At 38.9% G+C, this 18,121-nt stretch carries 12 protein-coding genes and 6 tRNA genes; 11 read left to right on the forward strand and 7 right to left on the reverse strand.

Annotated features, from left to right (window positions below; all coding sequences use genetic code 11):
* Positions 1-32 precede the first annotated feature (32 nt).
* The 4 genes from pstA to ACJAZP_RS00120 all read right to left on the reverse strand — a co-directional run bounded on the left by pstA (position 33) and on the right by ACJAZP_RS00120 (position 3,630).
* Entirely contained in the window at positions 33-878 is an 846-nt protein-coding gene (pstA, locus tag ACJAZP_RS00105) for a phosphate ABC transporter permease PstA (protein ID WP_415228698.1), read from the reverse strand.
* Positions 878-1,783: a phosphate ABC transporter permease subunit PstC gene (gene pstC / locus ACJAZP_RS00110; protein WP_415228699.1), complete on the reverse strand. Its 906-nt coding sequence runs from the start codon at positions 1,781-1,783 to the stop codon at positions 878-880. Before pstC ends, pstA begins: the two co-directional genes overlap by 1 nt.
* An 87-nt stretch (positions 1,784-1,870) precedes the next feature.
* Complete coding sequence (locus tag ACJAZP_RS00115) at positions 1,871-2,728, reverse strand: phosphate ABC transporter substrate-binding protein (protein WP_415228700.1); 858 nt, start codon at positions 2,726-2,728, stop codon at positions 1,871-1,873.
* An 89-nt stretch (positions 2,729-2,817) separates the two neighbouring features.
* Complete coding sequence (locus tag ACJAZP_RS00120; RefSeq protein ID WP_415228701.1) at positions 2,818-3,630, reverse strand: phosphate ABC transporter substrate-binding protein; 813 nt, start codon at positions 3,628-3,630, stop codon at positions 2,818-2,820.
* Between the two features lie 711 nt (positions 3,631-4,341).
* Between ACJAZP_RS00120 and ACJAZP_RS00125 the strand changes: the two genes are divergently transcribed.
* A tRNA-Pro gene (locus ACJAZP_RS00125) sits at positions 4,342-4,418 on the forward strand.
* 89 nt (positions 4,419-4,507) lie between these two features.
* Here ACJAZP_RS00125 and ACJAZP_RS00130 read toward each other — a convergent pair.
* Entirely contained in the window at positions 4,508-5,905 is a 1,398-nt protein-coding gene (locus tag ACJAZP_RS00130; RefSeq protein WP_415228702.1) for an MBL fold metallo-hydrolase RNA specificity domain-containing protein, read from the reverse strand.
* A 740-nt stretch (positions 5,906-6,645) separates the two neighbouring features.
* Between ACJAZP_RS00130 and ACJAZP_RS00135 the strand changes: the two genes are divergently transcribed.
* The 6 genes from ACJAZP_RS00135 (at position 6,646) to ACJAZP_RS00160 (ending at position 8,986) form a co-directional block, all read left to right on the forward strand.
* Positions 6,646-6,722: transfer RNA gene (locus ACJAZP_RS00135), tRNA-Pro, on the forward strand.
* A 48-nt stretch (positions 6,723-6,770) separates the two neighbouring features.
* Positions 6,771-6,847, forward strand: a tRNA-Arg gene (locus ACJAZP_RS00140).
* A 17-nt stretch (positions 6,848-6,864) separates the two neighbouring features.
* Positions 6,865-6,940: transfer RNA gene (locus ACJAZP_RS00145), tRNA-His, on the forward strand.
* A gap of 30 nt (positions 6,941-6,970) precedes the next feature.
* A tRNA-Leu gene (locus ACJAZP_RS00150) sits at positions 6,971-7,055 on the forward strand.
* 153 nt (positions 7,056-7,208) lie between these two features.
* Positions 7,209-7,285: transfer RNA gene (locus ACJAZP_RS00155), tRNA-Pro, on the forward strand.
* 816 nt (positions 7,286-8,101) lie between these two features.
* On the forward strand, positions 8,102-8,986 hold the full coding sequence (locus ACJAZP_RS00160) for a crotonase/enoyl-CoA hydratase family protein (RefSeq protein ID WP_415228703.1): 885 nt from the start codon (positions 8,102-8,104) through the stop codon (positions 8,984-8,986).
* 27 nt (positions 8,987-9,013) lie between these two features.
* Here the strand turns inward: ACJAZP_RS00160 and ACJAZP_RS00165 are convergent, their stop codons facing one another.
* Together ACJAZP_RS00165 and ACJAZP_RS00170 are read right to left on the reverse strand one after the other, a co-directional pair.
* Complete coding sequence (locus ACJAZP_RS00165; RefSeq protein ID WP_415228704.1) at positions 9,014-11,530, reverse strand: ATP-binding protein; 2,517 nt, start codon at positions 11,528-11,530, stop codon at positions 9,014-9,016.
* A gap of 8 nt (positions 11,531-11,538) precedes the next feature.
* The gene (locus ACJAZP_RS00170) at positions 11,539-12,615 is read right to left on the reverse strand and encodes an HD domain-containing phosphohydrolase (protein WP_415228705.1); all 1,077 of its coding nucleotides are present in this window, start codon (positions 12,613-12,615) and stop codon (positions 11,539-11,541) included.
* 917 nt (positions 12,616-13,532) lie between these two features.
* Between ACJAZP_RS00170 and ACJAZP_RS00175 the strand changes: the two genes are divergently transcribed.
* The 4 genes from ACJAZP_RS00175 (at position 13,533) to clpX (ending at position 18,036) form a co-directional block, all read left to right on the forward strand.
* Positions 13,533-14,138 (forward strand): MarC family protein, encoded by a 606-nt coding sequence (locus ACJAZP_RS00175; RefSeq protein WP_415228706.1) that lies wholly within the window; start codon positions 13,533-13,535, stop codon positions 14,136-14,138.
* A 491-nt stretch (positions 14,139-14,629) separates the two neighbouring features.
* On the forward strand, positions 14,630-15,937 hold the full coding sequence (gene tig, locus ACJAZP_RS00180) for a trigger factor (RefSeq protein WP_415228707.1): 1,308 nt from the start codon (positions 14,630-14,632) through the stop codon (positions 15,935-15,937).
* 171 nt (positions 15,938-16,108) lie between these two features.
* Positions 16,109-16,732 (forward strand): ATP-dependent Clp endopeptidase proteolytic subunit ClpP, encoded by a 624-nt coding sequence (gene clpP, locus ACJAZP_RS00185; protein ID WP_415228708.1) that lies wholly within the window; start codon positions 16,109-16,111, stop codon positions 16,730-16,732.
* Positions 16,733-16,746: 14 nt separating this feature from the next.
* Complete coding sequence (clpX, locus tag ACJAZP_RS00190; protein WP_415228709.1) at positions 16,747-18,036, forward strand: ATP-dependent protease ATP-binding subunit ClpX; 1,290 nt, start codon at positions 16,747-16,749, stop codon at positions 18,034-18,036.
* Positions 18,037-18,121: the final 85 nt, after the last annotated feature.

The raw sequence follows: 18,121 nt of genomic DNA on the forward strand, positions 1-18,121 counted from the left end.
TGACCTTTATTGAGATGCTTTATTGAGATGCTTTATTGAGATGCTTTATTGTAACGGGTAGCAATGAGTTTGGTGATTAAATTTAAGACCAGCACCAACACAATCAGAACAGTTGCAGTTGCATAAGCCTGATCCCATTCATGCTGAGTAAAGAGCTCCTGGGTTAATTTATACAGGTGCACTGTTAATGTCCTGCCCGAGTCCAGTACCGATTCGGGAATTTTAGTGACCATACCTGCGGTTAAGAATACCGGTGCAGATTCTCCAATAACCCGGCCGATACTCAGGATAACCGCCGTGACAATACCCGGCATAGCACTGGGTAAAATTAAACGCCAAATAGTATATATTTTAGAACTGCCCAGGGCATAACCGCCTTCACGGTAACTCAGCGGCACAGCCATCAGCGCTTCTTCGGTGGTACGGATGATAACCGGTAATATAAGCACCGACAGAGTCAAAGCACCGGCTAAAATGGAGAATCCCAGCCCTAATGTGGTGACAAAAAAGGTCATACCAAACAGACCGTAAACGATTGAAGGAATCCCGGCTAGCGATTCGATACAAAAACGTATTACCTGTACGACCTTACTGCCCGGTTTGGCATATTCGGTTAAATAAATAGCCGTCATGATACCAATAGGGGCCGCAATCGACAGAGTCAGCACAACCATGTAAACCGTTGATACTATCATTGGCCAAATTCCTGATGCTTCGCCAATTCGCGTGTAAGAACTAGTGATAAATTCCCAGGTGACATAGCTTAAACCGTTACTTAAAACGTGCCAAACAACCCATAACAGAAACAGGATAGTAATGGTAGCGGCACACCAGGTTGCTGCTAATAACAACCTATCTTTAGTTTGTCGTTTTAACATTAGTAGGCTCTCTTTTTGTTAATGTATAAAATAGCTGCATTTAACACTATGATAAATACCAATAAAACAATACCTGTTGCATAAAGAGCGCTGGCATGTATGCCCGTTGCATAGGACATTTCCATGGCAATATTGGCGGTCAGCGTTCTTGCCGGCTCCAGTAATGAACCGGGCATGGCAGGGGCGTTACCCATCACCATAATAATGGCCATTGTTTCACCAAGGGCACGTGCAATACCCAGTGCAATCGCCGTTAAAATGCCACTTTTAGCGGCGGGGACAAGTACTTTAAATATGCTGTAGATATGTGAAGCACCTAATGCCAGTGCACCTTCTTTGTAGACCGGGGGCAATGCGCGCAGAGAGGTTTCTGAAATGGTAATGACGGTCGGTAAAATCATAATCGCCAGAACGATAATCCCCGCTAAAATGGTATTACCTGCCGGAATATTAAAAATTACTTCAATAGCGGGGACAATAATCACCAGGCCGAAAAAACCGTAAACAACGGAGGGGATACCCGCCAGCAGTTCAACGGCTGGCCTGACAATATTTGCTAACCATTGTGGCGCAAGCTCTGCCAGAAAAACTGCCGTTAACAGCGCAATCGGTACACCAATAACAACAGCGCCGATAGTAGAAGCTAACGATGCCACTATCATCGGGAAAATGCCAAATAGCGCGGGTGGTAACCATTCATTACCAAATACTAAATCTATAACGCCTGCTTGACGAAATGCAGGGAGACCTTCAGAGAAGAGAAACCAAGCAATAGTGGCTAAAGAGATCACACCGACCAATGCTGAGCAAATAAACAAGAAGTGGAAAAATATTCCTACCCAATCCTGTTTTTTTGTTGAAATGCCATGCGCTGTCCGTGGAATACTTTTATTTCCAATATTCATTATACTGCCTCAGGGTAATACTACTTATTTAATGTTAATTATTACAACAGAAGGCGCGTTTGCGCCTCCCTTATTTTAATTATGAGATTATTTAATGCTGATATAACCTTGCTCTTGAATGATTTTTTGACCCTCGTCGGACATGATATAGTTAATAAAATCGAATGCCGGTTGAGCAATATTCTTTTTATATAATACTATAAAGGGTCTCGAAAGTTTATATTCACCGGAAAAAACATGTGCATTGGTGGCTTTAACTCCATCTATACTAAGCGCTTTTACCGATAATCCATTATCAACAGAGCCTAAAGAAATATAGGCAAGTGCATAAATATTGTTAGCAACCAGTGTTTTAACCATGCCGTTACCATTACCAACCAGTATACGCGGAGAAATATCTGATACTTCTATATTATTGACCCTGCGCTTTAGGTCCAATATTTTTTCGAACTCTTCCCGTGTACCTGATGACACGTCACGCGTTACCACAATAATGGGTTTATCTTCGCCACCTACCTCTTTCCAATTAGTAATTTCCCGACGATATATTTTTTTTATTTCTTCGCGGCTTAAATTTTCAACGGGGTTTGACTTGTTGATGACCATAGCAATGCCATCATGGGCAATGATAACTGTTTGTATATCATCCGTTAATTCGTCATTTTCCAATTCGCGAGAAGACATGCCGAGCATAGTGGTACCATTTTTTACTGCAACAATACCAGCTGAAGAACCAATACCTTGCACCTCTACATTAACACCTGTTTGTTTCTGATAAATCTCGGCTAATACCTCTATAACATTAGAAGCAGAAGTCGAACCCGCCATAGTAACGGTTGTCTTTTCCGATGCAAATGACGCGGGTGACAAAACCATTGCAGCCAATAAACCAATAACTATTTTCATAATAAATTCCATTTGAATCATAGCGGTAAGAATATTCATCTGATTATGCACTATAAGCAGTTAATCTTACAAAATTTTAAATGCAAAAAGAGGAGCATAAGCTCCTCTTTGATTAAGTTCTTTGGAAATTATTTAACCGGGATGTAACCTTCTGCGACAACGATTTTTTGAGCGGGTTCTGATAATAGGTAAGCAATAAAATCACGCGCTTCTTTAGCAACGTCCTTTTTAACTAATAATACGAACGGACGGGCAATCTGATACTTACCGGCAACAATGTTTGCATCTGTTGCTGCAACACCTTCAACTGCTACTGCGCTTAATGAAGCATCTACAGAGCCAAGAGAGATGTAGCCGATTGCGAAAGTATTATTAGCGACAATAGTTTTAACCATACCGTTACCATTACCTACTTGGGCAGTCGGTGTGATAGTAGATACTTTCATGTCTTTAATTTTACGTTTAAGGTTTAAGATGTCCTCAAATGCGCCACGTGTGCCTGATGCCGTATCACGTGTTACTACTACGATAGGTTTGTTTTCGCCGCCAACTTCTTTCCAATTTTTGGTTTCACCGCGGTAAATCTTAGCGATTTGATCTTTAGTTAAGTTCTTAACTGGATTTGAATTATTTACCGTTACAGCAATACCATCACGCGCCATCACAATTATTTCTGTGTCTGCGGTTACTTCACTGCTTTTAACTTCACGAGATGCCATACCTATCATGCTGGTGCCGTCTTTCGCAGCACGAACACCTGCTGATGATCCCGTACCTTGTACTTCTACATTGATACCGGTTTCTTTACTGTATGTTTCAGCCAGCACTTCCATTACATTAGTAACAGAAGTTGAACCTGATACCGTAATCGTTGTGTTTGCATAGGTAAGTGGTGATGCCATCAAACCAATTGCTGCTACTAAACCAAAAACTTTTTTCATAATGAATTCCATTCTATGTAAATAAAAATTGCACGTTGCGTAAATATAATTTAATCAGTGACTACTTCTGTGGAAGCGTCTGTATTGAAACATGTGAATGTGACAGTTTCATTACAGTACTGTAATAAAACATGATTAATTTTATATCTGTTTGTTTTTAAATGTTTTTAAAGTATAAGTTTTAATTCATTTTTATAAAAATGCGACTATTTAGTGCTACTTAGATCATTCTTCTGGATAATATAGAGTGTTGGCTGCATAAAAAAACATTTTTTTTGAGTTTTCGAGATTTCTATCGTAATTTAACTAAATTTTACAAGAAAATATTGTGACAATTAAATATTGTGATGGAACATTAAAACTTAAAAAGTCAAAGGTGTGCTAATAACTGTATTGGGGAGCCGCTCCAGCACAATAAAAAGACAAGCGCATTGTTATCGGTAAATGATACAAAGCTGAATCTGCACCTTTATAAGCTGGTTAGTTATAAGGAATTTGTCTTTTATCCCATAAAGAAGAAGTTAAAATAGACAAAGCGTTTAATAAACAATCATTCAGACTCTTTACTGTAAATAATATTTGACGACAGCTGAACAACTCCGTAACCTTTCGCTCAGTTGTTAAGGCGTTAAGGCGTTAAGGCGTTAAGGCGTTAAGGCACAAAGGCACAAAGGCACAAAGGCTTAGAGCTTAAGAATAAAAGTAAGATTTCGGTGATTAGCGCAGCTTGGTAGCGCACCTGGTTTGGGACCAGGGGGTCAAAGGTTCGAATCCTTTATCACCGACCACATTTAGAAAAGCCCGTAATATGTCAAAGTGTTACGGGCTTTTTGCTTTTTACGAATCTTAGGCTAATTAGCGCAGTTTTCTAGTGTCTTTAAATATAAATTTGTTCTGCATATTTAACGATATGTGTGGGTTTGTGTAACTGCTCTTCAATAACTTGTTTAAAAATAGCCTGTTTGTCGGGCTCTCCATGTATTAAAAAGACTCTATCGAGTTTTTCAAATTCGTTTATCCAAGCTAAAAGGTCGCTTTGATCGGCATGAGCCGAAAATCCGTTGATCATGTGTATCTGCGCATTTACTTTAATATTTTCGTGATAAAGCTGAATGGACTCTGTCCCATCAATCATTTTTCGCCCTAGGGTGCCCTGCACCTGATAGCCGACAAATATGACGCTGTTATGTGCATTCCAGAGCCGATGTTTAAAGTGATGTAAAATGCGTCCACCGGTACACATTCCACTCCCGGCAATGATAATACAGCGGTTTTCTACGTTGTTAATCAGCATTGAATCTTGATTTTTAAGTGAATATTGCAGATAAGGAAAGTCAAAAATAGTGCCGTCACGCTCAAGCAGTTTTTTGGCTGGTGCATTTAGTTCAGCATGATAACGAGTATAAATTTGCGTGGCACGCATGGCCATTGGCGAGTCTAAAAACACTTGGCATTTGGGAAGCTCTTTATCGTAATACATTTGCTTGAGCAGCAGCAGGATTTCTTGTGTACGTTCAATCGCAAAGGAGGGGATCAATACATTACCCTGATTATTTAAGGTTTTAATAATAATCTCTTTAAATTCATGAACAGTCTCTTTTAAACCGCGATGATCCCGATCCCCATAGGTGGATTCAATATAAAGCGCATCGGCTTGTTTAACCACTGTAGGGGCGGGCATAATTAAGTCAGTCTGGCCGCCTAAGTCTCCACTAAAGACAATCGATTTGGATACGCCTGCTTCATTAAACTCGATTTGCACGGTTGCCGAGCCAAGGATATGTCCGGCGTTACGAAAGGTCACTTTTACCCCCGGTGCAAGTTGTATACTTTTGTTGTACTGCGCATATTGAATGGTTAAATCAAAGACAGCTTTTGCATCATCAGTGCTGTAAATTGGCAGACGAAGCTGTTTTTCATTACCGGAACGTTTGGCTTTTTTCAATGCAGTTTTATAATCCTCCTCAGCAATTTTAGCGCTATCCATTAAGATCACTTCGGCCAAATCCATGGTTGCTCTTGAGGCGATAAGTTTGCCGTCAAAGCCTTCCTTGACCAGTTTAGGAATACGGCCGACATGATCCAAATGCGCATGGGTAATCAATAAAATATCCACTTGTTTAGGATCAAAACCAAAAGGTTCAAATGTTTGTTCTTCACCATGGCCCTGAAAATAGCCACAATCAATTAAAATTTTAGGCCCGTTTTTAAGCTGTAAAAAATGGCAGGAACCGGTTACTGTCTCAGCAGCCCCAAATGATTGGATAAAAGCCATAAAACACCCCCCATTGTTGATATACTTTTAACTGTAGCATGCTTGTATTTATTCGCTTAAAATTCATCAAGTCGCGATAAAATTGTATCGTGATATTAAGAGTGCGTTGAATTTGGAATTTACAGTTAGATTCATATCGGTAAAAAATATTTTTAAATTTGGATATGCAAATAAACTCAAAAAATGTTTTTCGATTCAGATTAAGCCGGGGCATTTTGCTCTTTTAAGCCTGCTACTATCGTGAGCTAATCGGCCCGTCTGTTGTTACTATTAGCGCTTGTCGGACTGTTCAATCTATACTTCAGCTCTAAAATCAGGCAATGCGATTAATTTATCATCACTCAACACCTAATTGTTAAAATAACAATTGACGATCTAAAAACAACTCAGTAATATCTGCCTCGTTGTCAAGGCTCAACGGCTAACAACAAAAGCAAGGTTTTCGGTGGTTAGTGAAGTTTAGTAGCACACCTCCTTGAGTTTATAGAAAGTTGGACCAGAAAGTTTGGACCTTAATCTTTAAACACTAAAAGCAAGATTTTCGGTGGTTAGTGAAGTTTAGTAGCACACCTCCTTAGGTTTATAGAAAGTTGGACCAGAAAGTTTGGACCTTAATTTATAAACACTAAAAGCAAGATTTTCGGTGGTTAGTGAAGTTTAGTAGCGTACCTCCTTGGGTTTATAGAAAGTTGGACCAGAAAGTTTGGACCTTAATTTATAAACACTAAAAGCAAGATTTTCGGTGATTAGCGCAGCTTGGTAGCGCACCTGGTTTGGGACCAGGGGGTCAAAGGTTCGAATCCTTTATCACCGACCACATTTAACAGCATGTTTTGAACGTGTTGATGTTTTAACAACCAGCGATGCGCCCTTAGCTCAGCTGGATAGAGCAACGGCCTTCTAAGCCGTAGGCCACAGGTTCAAATCCTGTAGGGCGCACCATTTAGAAAAGTTTAGTGGCGGATGTAGCTCAGTTGGTAGAGCCCCGGATTGTGATTCCGGTTGTCGCGGGTTCAATCCCCGTCATTCGCCCCATCTTTACTTTATTAAAATGTTTAAATAGTTGCGGAATTGGCGGAATTGGTAGACGCGCTAGATTTAGGTTCTAGTATCGAAGGGTGTGAGAGTTCAAGTCTCTCATTCCGCACCACTTAAACATATTCAAATAAGATGATACGGTGATTATAACAATCTTAGTAAATCTCCCCCGATTTATAAAATATTGTCTAATAGTTTCACCAAATAGATTAAAATAGCCTGTGATATTAATCTGTTACAGGCTTTTTGCTATAAAAAAAATTATCGGTGATTAGCGCAGTTTGGTAGCGCACTACTCTGGGGGAGTAGGGGTCAGAGGTTCAAATCCTCTATCACCGACCACCTCTAAAAAAACCGCTCCTGTAGCGGTTTTTTTTCATCCAAAACTTATCCATCCGTAAAAATTGAATTTAATGCAGTTATAGAGTTTTATTTTTAATATTTTGCTGCCACCGGCCCATACCAAATCTTCTTTTGCACTATTATAGTTGAAGGGGCTTGCTGTTGCCTTGTAATACCAAAGGAATTAATTAAGTGATCAAGTATTGCGAAGGAAAAGTTAGTACTAACAAGGCGAGAGAGTTGCAGGAGATAGTTGTTCTCACTTCACAAAATCGTATGGAACGATTTTGAACAGCCTTAGCTGACCACGTAGTGGTGAAGAACTGGATGTTCTGAATAAAACTCACAACGCTGTTAGAGGTAATTTTAACCAGCAAGGGTGATCACCTTTTTGGTTCTTTTGGTATTAATATACTTTCTTTGTAAATTACCTTCAATATCACCCACGGTATAATTTATTTGCGCTAAAACCAGTTTCATTATATTTCTTTAATACATTACGCTGCGCTTAGGGTCTTTATTTATCTTAATAACACTTAAAAAAGTTATAAGTGCAACGGTTGCGATTAAGCGGCTATCAACGCAAACCTCTCAAAATTTATCTTCATCCTGTTATCCCGTTTGTTCTCAAGCTTTGATCTTTATCATTTTCTCTTTAAATAACAAGTAGTTGTTTAAAGAAAGACACTGTTCTAGACAAAGAATAATTATATTTATTGGTACACTTTGTGCGCATTTGCCAATAGCGGCAGGTGTCAAAAAAATTGCTCGTGAGCATAAATTACTGAGCACCATTAAATATTTGAAGGGAAAAAAATGATTGATAATCTAGCACGAATGATAAATTCAGATGATGTTGAGCAACAAAGTGGCCTTAACAATCAGTACACTCAACTTAAAACCTATTATGATACAAAGTATAAAGCCGGCTGGTATTTTATGAACGCACAGCCTCGTCCCTGCTTCACGTCCGTTTTATTAGATGAATTAAATGACTATGCGAAAAATATTAAGCATGAGATGAAAAGCAGTCAGCAAAAAAAATACGATTATTTGATACTCGCTTCCGATGTTAAGGACGTTTTTAACTTAGGGGGGGATCTAGCCGTCTTCTTTGAGCTGATAAAAAAACAGGATAGAGATGGCTTGCTCGCTTATGCGATAAAATGCATTAATGTTTTATATCATAATATAACACACCTTGAAAGTGAACTTACGACCATAGCGCTGGTGCAGGGGGATGCATTGGGTGGCGGTTTTGAAGGGGCTTTAGCAAGTAATCTGTTAATTGCTGAACGTGGTACTAAGCTCGGACTGCCGGAGGTTTTATTTAATCTATTTCCAGGAATGGGGGCTTACTCACTGCTTAGCCGAAAGGTAAGCCCAGCGAAAGCGCAGGAAATTATTTTAAGTGGGAAATTATATCTAGCAGAAGAGTTATATGAACTTGGGATCGTTGATATTTTGGCCGATAAAGGTGAAGGTGAAACCGCTGTTTACCGGTATATTGAAACTGCGAACCGTAAAGCAAACAGTTATCAGGCTATGCGACAGGTTCGAGATATTAGTAATCCCATTCCGTACAAGGAACTGTTAGATATAACCAAAATATGGGTTGAATCTGCATTAAAGTTAACCGTCAAAGACCTTAGAATGATGGAAAGACTGGTTATGCGTCAAACAGCAAAAAATAATCTGTAACATAAACTTCAGTCATTTACTTTAGTTTTACCCGGTAGCAGCCTTAGATAAGGCATCGTTTAAGGCTTCTACCGTTTTATCATAGGCATATTCAATGTCCTTGATTAATAAAACTAATTTTTCTGTTCCAAGATCATAAGGTCTGCAAGTCTCTCCCTGTGCGCATATTTCAGAAAGTTTATCCGCGCCAAGTTCTGCAGAAGCTCCTTTTAAGGCATGTAATGATTCACGAAGTTGCAGGTAGTCATCGGTTATCGCTTTTTTAATATATGCAATATGCTTGTCACCATCTTCAGTAAATCCTTTTATTAAACGCTTCATAAATCCGAGATCGCTGTCTAGCAAAAATAACGCTTGAAGCACTGCTGTATTGCACCACGAGACATCTGTTGCTGTCGGCAGCGCTACAATAGACGGCTGTTTAACTACTTTAAGGTTGGTATTTTTAGAGATAGCCGCAATTTTTTCTAATAAGCCACGGGAGTCTACCGGCTTGGTTAAAAATTCATTAACACCGAGGCTAAGCGCTAACTTTTTCGCTTCGGGAGTCGCGTCTGCTGTTAGCATAATAATCGGAAAATCATTGCCAGTATCCATAAAGCGTAACGCTTTCACCACTTCATCACCTGAACGGCCCGGCATGTTTTTGTCAACAATTAATAAATCTATCTGCTCAAAATCTTTTGCCAGTACGTCCAGCGCTTGTTCGCCATCGTCAGTGAGAATAACTGAGTGACCAGCTCGTCGCAAAATACCGGAAAGAACCTGCTGGTTGACCTTGTTATCTTCTGCAACCAAGATGTTCAATGTGTTAGCCCCGTTTTGACTAGCGTAATATTCAGCAATAGAAATTATATTAGTATTATTGCTGTAATTACTTTGTGCCGCATGGAGAGCGTTGAAGAGGGCACGTTTATCGCTTAAATCCTCAATGACTGAAATATAGTATTGATCTATTTTATTATTGTATGAATAACCTTCTGCACAATTGAGCAATACTAATGAAATGCCATCCAGTAATTGTTCTGATTTTAATTGAGCAGCAAATTCAACCGCTGTGGTATCCAGCAGGCTTAATCTATCAATAAGGATAATTTTATAAGCCGGGTTATGTTTTTGCGTGTTTTTCAGCATAGTGACAGCGTGCATAGGTGATTGCACAAAATCCGCTAATAGGCTCCATGCTGCTAAATAAGGTTGTATAACCGCTTTGGTGTGATCTGTTGAGATAACTAACAAATGACTGTCACTGCTATCTAAAGGGACGACAGGCAGCAGGGTAAAAGGTATTTCAAACCAGAAATTTGACCCGTGATTTAATTCACTTTCAACCCCTATATTACCGCCCATCAACTCCACTAATTCTTTTGAAATAGTGGTACCGAGGCCAGTCCCCCCTGTATAGTGTTCAGCTGCGGCATCCCCTACCTGGCTGAAGTCATCAAATACGCAGTGCAATGACTGCTTATCAATGCCTATGCCCGTGTCTTTGATATCAAAATGGATCATAGTCGAACTCTCATTGCCTCCGACGTTAGAAAGATGCAGATTAATTACTCCTGCATCGGTAAATTTTATTGCGTTACCGATTAAATTTACCAGAATCTGACGAATATATTTCTGATCACCCTCCAGTAGGAAGGGCACATCAGAGTCTATTCGGGATACCATTGTCAGTCCTTTTGCCTCGGCCATTACCTTTTTTATTGATGTAACAGAGTTGATTAAGGCGTGTAAATCAAAGGACTTTTTAGAAATAACTATTTTTCCAGCTTCGATTTTAGAAATATCAAGCACCTTTTCAATAAGCTCAAGCAAGGTTTTAGCTGAGCTGTGCATGGTGCTGACAAGATTACGTTGCTCATGGTCGAGTTTAGTTTCGTTGAGTAAATCACCTAAGCCTAATACGCCATTTAAAGGGGTTCTGAGTTCATGTGACATATTCGCTAAAAAGCGACTTTTAGCCTGATTTGCATTTTCAGCCATTGCAATTGCGGCATAGAGCTTATTAATTAAAAAAATTGAATACAGCGGAATTAGCGTAATTATGATCAGCAGGCTTATCGCAATTGGCAGGTTCAGCTGCCAATAGTCTCCCCAAAGAATCGCGCCTAAAAAACCACTAAAACCCACGGCCAGAGAAATATATAAATAATTAACACCGTATCGAAAACCGTTTCCTAAAATAACCCAGAGGTAGAATACAAATAGAGAAACTGTTTCATCTGCGGCGATCGCCATCAAAACCGAGAGGGAAACAAGATCTAAAAAAATGCCAACTACTCTGCGTTTTGGGCTGGGTTTGGGATTTTTTATTATTGCGTTAACAATCGCTACTGCAATGATGAAACCAGCCAATATGATGAGATTAACTGTTGATATTATAATTTCAACAAATTGTTCTTTTGGACTCCATGGAAGACAAAAAAAGATAATCAACAACAAACTTATAAATACACGCACCAGCGCCTGTTCAGGTTCCGAGTCACCAGTCTGTTTTATGTGCTTTTTGAAAGCGCTTATTTTTTGTGAAATTTTTTGCATTAAGACAATCAATCCGGTTGGTTTTTTGGCCTTACAAGATCAGGATAATCAGCCTGTATTTGTGTCATATCTGTGATGCGGTTACAAAATGCATCAACACATTTGGGGTCAAACTGGGTACCTGATTGTTTTGTTAAAAAATCAATTGTACGTTCAATTGACCAGGCTGTTTTATAGGGTCTTACAGACCGGAGTGCATCAAATACATCGGCAACGGATACGATTCTGGCGATCAGAGGGATTTCGGCTCCCTTTAGCCTATTAGGGTAGCCATGCCCATCAAAACGTTCGTGATGATTAAGTGCGATGATAGCCCCCATCTGTATATATTTAGACTGGCTATCCGAGAGGATTTCATAACCGATAGTGGTATGGGTTTGCATTATCTTCCATTCTCTCGCATCGAATTTGCCCGGTTTTAATAATATACTATCTGGAATGCCAATTTTTCCAATATCATGCATCTGCGCCGCGTGCTCAATATCTTCACACTCCTGATCCGTTAACCCCAGCTGTTCTGCAATTTTTCGGGAGTATTTAGCCATCCTGATGACATGATTACCGGTTTCCTGATCACGATATTCCCCGGCTTTAGCAAGACGTAAAATAGTTTCCTGCTCGCGCTGAAGAATCTGCTTTGTGGTGCTGCTAACTTGCTCGGCTAACCAGTTGGCTCTATCCTGAATTATCATATGCTGTTTATGCAGCTTTAGTAAGTTTCTGCAACTGGTGCGGCATTCAATTTGATCTATAGGTTTGGTTAAAAAAGCGGTTGCTCCCGCCTCTAGTGCCTCATAACGTACCGCCTTATCGCTGACGACAGTAATCATCATGATTGGAATATGCGAACCGCTACCGGTCTTGCGAACTTCTTTTATAAACTCGACCCCATCTAAACCGGGCATTTTATAATCAGTCACAATGAGATCAGCCTGATTGCCCGTCATCCATTCAAGCGCATCTTTTGGATCTTCAAAATCAATAACCGTAATATTATTCGATATTTGCTGAATAATCTTTCCAAGGATCATTCTTCCGGTTGATTGATCATCAATAATAATGACGACTTGTCTCTGGTTATTCACATTAATCTTCCATTTTCAAGAAAAGAATCAGTAGTTGTGATAAAAGGAAGGGCGTATGTATCCCCCTTTTCAAAAAACATGCATTATGATTTCTCTCTCATAAATAATATTTTTACTACAATCCTGAAGGGCACTGCAGATTTGCAGCCGATCGGCAGTATTTTGTGAACCAAGTATAGCACTGAGATGTTGTTCTGTTTGCTAAAATCATGACATTTATGCAAGCTTTATTTTGTAAATATCATTACAGGCGCAATAAAAAATCATATTAAAATCAATGCGATGCAAAAGTGATTATCATTTATTGTAAAAGTTTAATCTATTAATTAAACCGATAGATATGATTACAGAATCATATTAATCTGACTTAATGAACGTAGATTGAAATTTTTTACTGTTGATAGATGATGTTTCGCTTAGCTGTAAAATGAAGGGTAATTGGATCCATCAATAAAAATACCAGTTTTTTGAATTGAAACGCTTATTTGTGATAAATCTTGGATTATATTTCATCTTTCTTTGTAAAATACAGCAAATCATAAAATCAAGTAAATGGGGGTAAATACCGTGCTGGGTTTTATTTTTCAGTGTGACAGCAATCCGTATTTTTATTTGTGAGCAGACCGAAGCCAGTTGTATTTACTATGGTAACCTGCTTTATATTGTACCAAATCCATTAAATTCATGCCCTTATCGATACCTAAGTAGATCCTAATTGAGACTTGGAAGGTCATAGGAAGATTAAAAATTTTAGCGTCTAGGGGCCTGTTATTCGAAGCGGGATCTCAGTCATTTTTATTACAACTTTTCAGTTATTATTTTTTTAAAAAAGTTGATTGATTCAGGCGTTTTTTTTACATGAATTTATTAATAGGTATGTTAGCATCGCGTTTTTTTAAGACTATAGAGAGCTTGAGATGTTGGAAACGTTTTTTACCCTTTATTTAAAGATATTTTTTATGATGACACCCTTTTTTGTGTTATCGGTTTTCTTGAGTTTAAGTAAAAAACTCAGCAAACCTGAGAAAACAACCGTCATTTTCAGGTCATCAATCGCAGTCACAGTTGCGAGTTTAACGTTTTTATTATTTGGTAAATATATTTTTAGCCTCTTTGGCATTACCTTAGATGCTTTTAAAATTGGCGCAGGAACGGTTCTTTTTTTAAGCGCCTTAGAGATGATTAAGGGCGGGGGCGAAATACCTGAAACGAGCATTAAAAAAGGCAGTGATTTTTCCATTGTGCCGCTCGCTATCCCAAGCACCATCGGGCCGGGGTTGATTGGTATTTTGATGGTTATTGGTGCGGAGATGTCCGGTTTTCTGGGGATCACACTGGTTATTTTGTCATTACTTGCCGCCGTTATTTCACTCGCTGGCATTTTATTGCTTTCCAATAAACTGCAGCATTTAATCGGCGAGCAAGGGTTGGAAATTATACCAAAAATTACCGGCTTATTTGTTTCTGCCATTGGCGCTCAAATTATTTTTTCAGGGATTCAGGGGTTCTTGCTGCAGACATAATCTATTATCACTGGGTTATGCTAACCCGCATATTTACAGAGAAAATGAGTGAATTTGGTATGATGGGTTGATTTTTCATGTTCACACCCATACATCCTCTATTAGATGTCATTACTTTGGATTAGATTTATATTTTACGCGCATTATTGATGCTAACTGAACAAAAAAATTGTCGTCTATTTGAGCGCCGCGATTTAATTGAAGCAATTGTAAAATATCTGTTTTTCTGTAGCGCTGATTGGTCTTTTTATAAATTATGATCTGCTTAGCATTTTTCATTTTTTGTAAGACTCGACTAAAGCATAAACAATGTCTATAATGGTGGGTCTTAAATTTCATCATCGAAATTAAACTCAATAATTTACTGAGGTGTTATTTTAATATATGTTGTTGTTTAAAAACGATAATTCCTTAGAGGTTTAACTCATCATCGAAGATGAGCTGAACTGGCTAACTTAATTTATTAACGTCAAAAAGATAAAGGAAATAAAATGCAAGTTTCTGTTGAATCAACACAAGGTCTAGAGCGCAAGCTTACTGTCACTATTGCTGCTGCAGCATTTGATAAAGAGTTTGATAGCCGCGTTCATCATTTAGCTAAAACACAGCGTGTTGATGGTTTCCGCCCAGGTAAAGTGCCAACTTCAGTTGTTACTAAACGTTTTGGCGCGAGTATTTTCCAAGAAGTTGCTGGTGAATTAATGCAGCGCAACTTTTCTGAAGCTGTTGTGACTGAAAAACTTAACCTGGCAGCCCGTCCTACTTTTGAACCTCATACGCGTGAAAAAGGTCAAGACTTTACTTTTACTGCAACATTTGAAGTTTACCCGGAAGTAACACTGAACGCATTAGAAGAGCTATCCGTTGACAAAGACTCTGCAGAAGTCACTGACGCCGATCTGGATAAAATGATTGAGACACTGCGCAAACAACATGCAGAATGGAATGCCGTTGAACGCGAATCTGCAAATGATGACCAAGTTACACTAGATTTTGAAGGATCTATTGACGGTCAAGTATTTGAAGGCGGAAAAGCTGAAGGATTCGAAATTGTATTAGGTAGCGATAGAATGATCCCGGGTTTTGAAGCGGGTATTGTTGGCCATGCCGCTGGCAGTGAGTTTACTATCGATGTAAACTTTCCAGAAGAATATCATGCAGAACAACTTAAAGGTAAAGCTGCTCAGTTTGCAATTAAACTGACTAAAGTTGAAGAACAAATTCTGCCTGAAATTACGCCTGAATTTGTACAAAAATTTGGTGTGGAAGATGGTCAGTTAGAGACATTGAAACATGATATCAAACAAAATATGGTGCGCGAACTTAACCAGGCACTTAAAAACAGCGTTAAAGATAAAGTATTAAATGCACTTGTTGAAAACAATGAAATTGAAATACCTAAAGCGTTAGTTGAAGAAGAAATTACTCTTTTACGTAAGCAGGCGATGGATCGTTATGCTAAAGAAATGGATCCTGAAAACTTACCTGAGTTACCAGCTGAATTGTTTAAAGAACAAGCTGAAAAACGCGTTAAAGTAGGTTTCTTGTTAGGTGAAGTGATTAATGTTAATGAATTGAAAGTTAATCAAGAAAAAGTGACTGCATTAATTGAATCTGCGGCATCAGCTTATGATAATCCAACAGAAGTTATTGAGTACTACAAAAATAACAAAGAAATGATGCAAAACATGGAAAATGTTGCATTAGAAGAGCAAGCAGTTGATTTTATCATTGAAAAAGCTAAAGTAACTGCAGTGAACAAATCGTTCGATGAAGTTATGAACAAAGTGGTTGCTTAATAGATACCTATTAGTCAATTTTTATACCCACTATACAGCGCAGAGATGAAACTATTTTAATTTTTCAGGCGTTCGGGTATTAACTTTCAATGGCTCTAGTGATTTCACTCGGGCCATTTTACATTCAGCGTATTAGCAATTTAATTTAATTTATTAGGGTAGAAGTTGAACATGTCAAATCCATTTGCTGGAAATACCGATCCAATTAGTAACGCGCTTATTCCTATGGTTGTGGAACAAACAGCAAAAGGAGAGCGTTCTTATGATATTTATTCACGTTTATTAAAAGAGCGTGTCATCTTTTTGACCGGTCCCGTTGAAGATCACGTGGCGAACGTCATTGCTGCACAATTATTATTTTTAGAATCAGAAAGTCCGGAAAAAGATATCTTTATTTATATCAATTCACCGGGCGGATCGATCAGTGCCGGCATGGCAATATACGATACCATGCAGTTTATAAAACCCGATGTGAGTACTGTTTGTATGGGTATGGCTGCCAGCATGGGTGCTTTTTTGTTAGCCAGCGGTGCACCGGGTAAGCGTCATTGTCTACCTAATGCAAAGGTGATGATTCATCAACCATTAGGCGGATTCCAGGGTCAAGCTTCTGATTTTGAAATTCATGCTAAAGAGATTCTTGCGACCAAGCACCGCATGAATGAATTATTATCTTTCCATACGGGTAAAGATATTGAAATAATCGCGCAAGATACCGACCGTGATAATTTTATGCGCGCAAATGAAGCAGTAGAATACGGCATTGTTGATTCAGTGTTAACGCAAAGAAAATAGGTGAAGGAAAAAAAATGCCAAATAAAAACGATAGCAACAGCTTACTTTATTGTTCTTTTTGTGGAAAAAGCCAGCACGAAGTAAAAAAACTGATTGCCGGTCCTTCTGTTTATATTTGTAATGAATGTGTTGATCTTTGTGATGATATTATCAAAGAAGAGATTGCAGAAATAAGCAGTGCAAGCGAATCGACAACAAGTGATAAAAAATTACCAACACCGCACGAAATTCGTGCCAACCTAGACGATTATGTCATTGGCCAAGACACTGCCAAAAAAGTGTTGGCAGTTGCGGTATATAACCATTATAAGCGTTTAAAGCACGGCGCTATTTCCGATGGTGTTGAGCTCAGCAAAAGTAATATTCTCCTGATTGGTCCAACCGGGAGTGGTAAAACTTTACTGGCAGAAACAATGGCACGATTATTAGACGTACCTTTTGCGATGGCCGATGCAACCACGCTTACTGAAGCGGGTTATGTGGGTGAAGATGTTGAAAACATTATTCAAAAACTGTTACAAAAATGTGATTACGATCCTGAAAAAGCGCAACACGGTATTATCTACATCGACGAAATTGATAAGATAACCCGTAAATCAGAAAATCCGTCTATCACACGAGATGTTTCGGGTGAAGGTGTACAGCAAGCGTTATTAAAACTGATTGAAGGTACGGTTGCTTCTATTCCCCCGCAGGGTGGACGTAAACATCCAAACCAAGAGTTTATCCAAGTGGATACCTCCAAGATACTGTTCATTTGTGGTGGAGCATTCTCGGGTTTAGACAGTATCATTGAACAACGCGTTGAGACGGGTACGGGTATTGGTTTTGGTGCAACCGTAAGGGATAAAGATTCTAAAGCGACACTCAGTGAAACCTTTCAAAAAGTGGAACCTCAGGATCTCATCAAATACGGTCTTATTCCCGAGTTTATCGGGCGCTTACCCGTTGTTGCAACATTAGCTGAATTAGATGAGCAGGCATTAGTTGAAATCTTAACTGCACCTAAAAATGCAATCACTAAACAATACGCGGCATTATTTGCATTAGAAAATGTCGAACTTGAGTTTAGGGAAAACGCATTAATCGCAATGGCGCAAAAAGCGATGGGCCGAAAAACCGGTGCCCGCGGACTGCGTTCAATTGTTGAAGCGGTATTATTAGATACTATGTATGACTTACCATCGGTAAAAAATGTTAGCAAAGTGGTCATTGATGAAAATGTTATTGACGGTCAGGCAAAACCGCTGTTGATTTATTCGGAAGAGCAGCAGCTAGAGCAATTGGCATCGTCTGATAAATAAGCAATTGAAGCAATAATTGTTAAGAAAGAGAGCCTTGTGCTCTCTTTTTTCATTTTTTACCTTGAAAAAAAAATTTCCAATCCCC

Source organism: Psychromonas sp. (genome assembly GCF_047632955.1).
Lineage (GTDB): Bacteria > Pseudomonadota > Gammaproteobacteria > Enterobacterales > Psychromonadaceae > Psychromonas.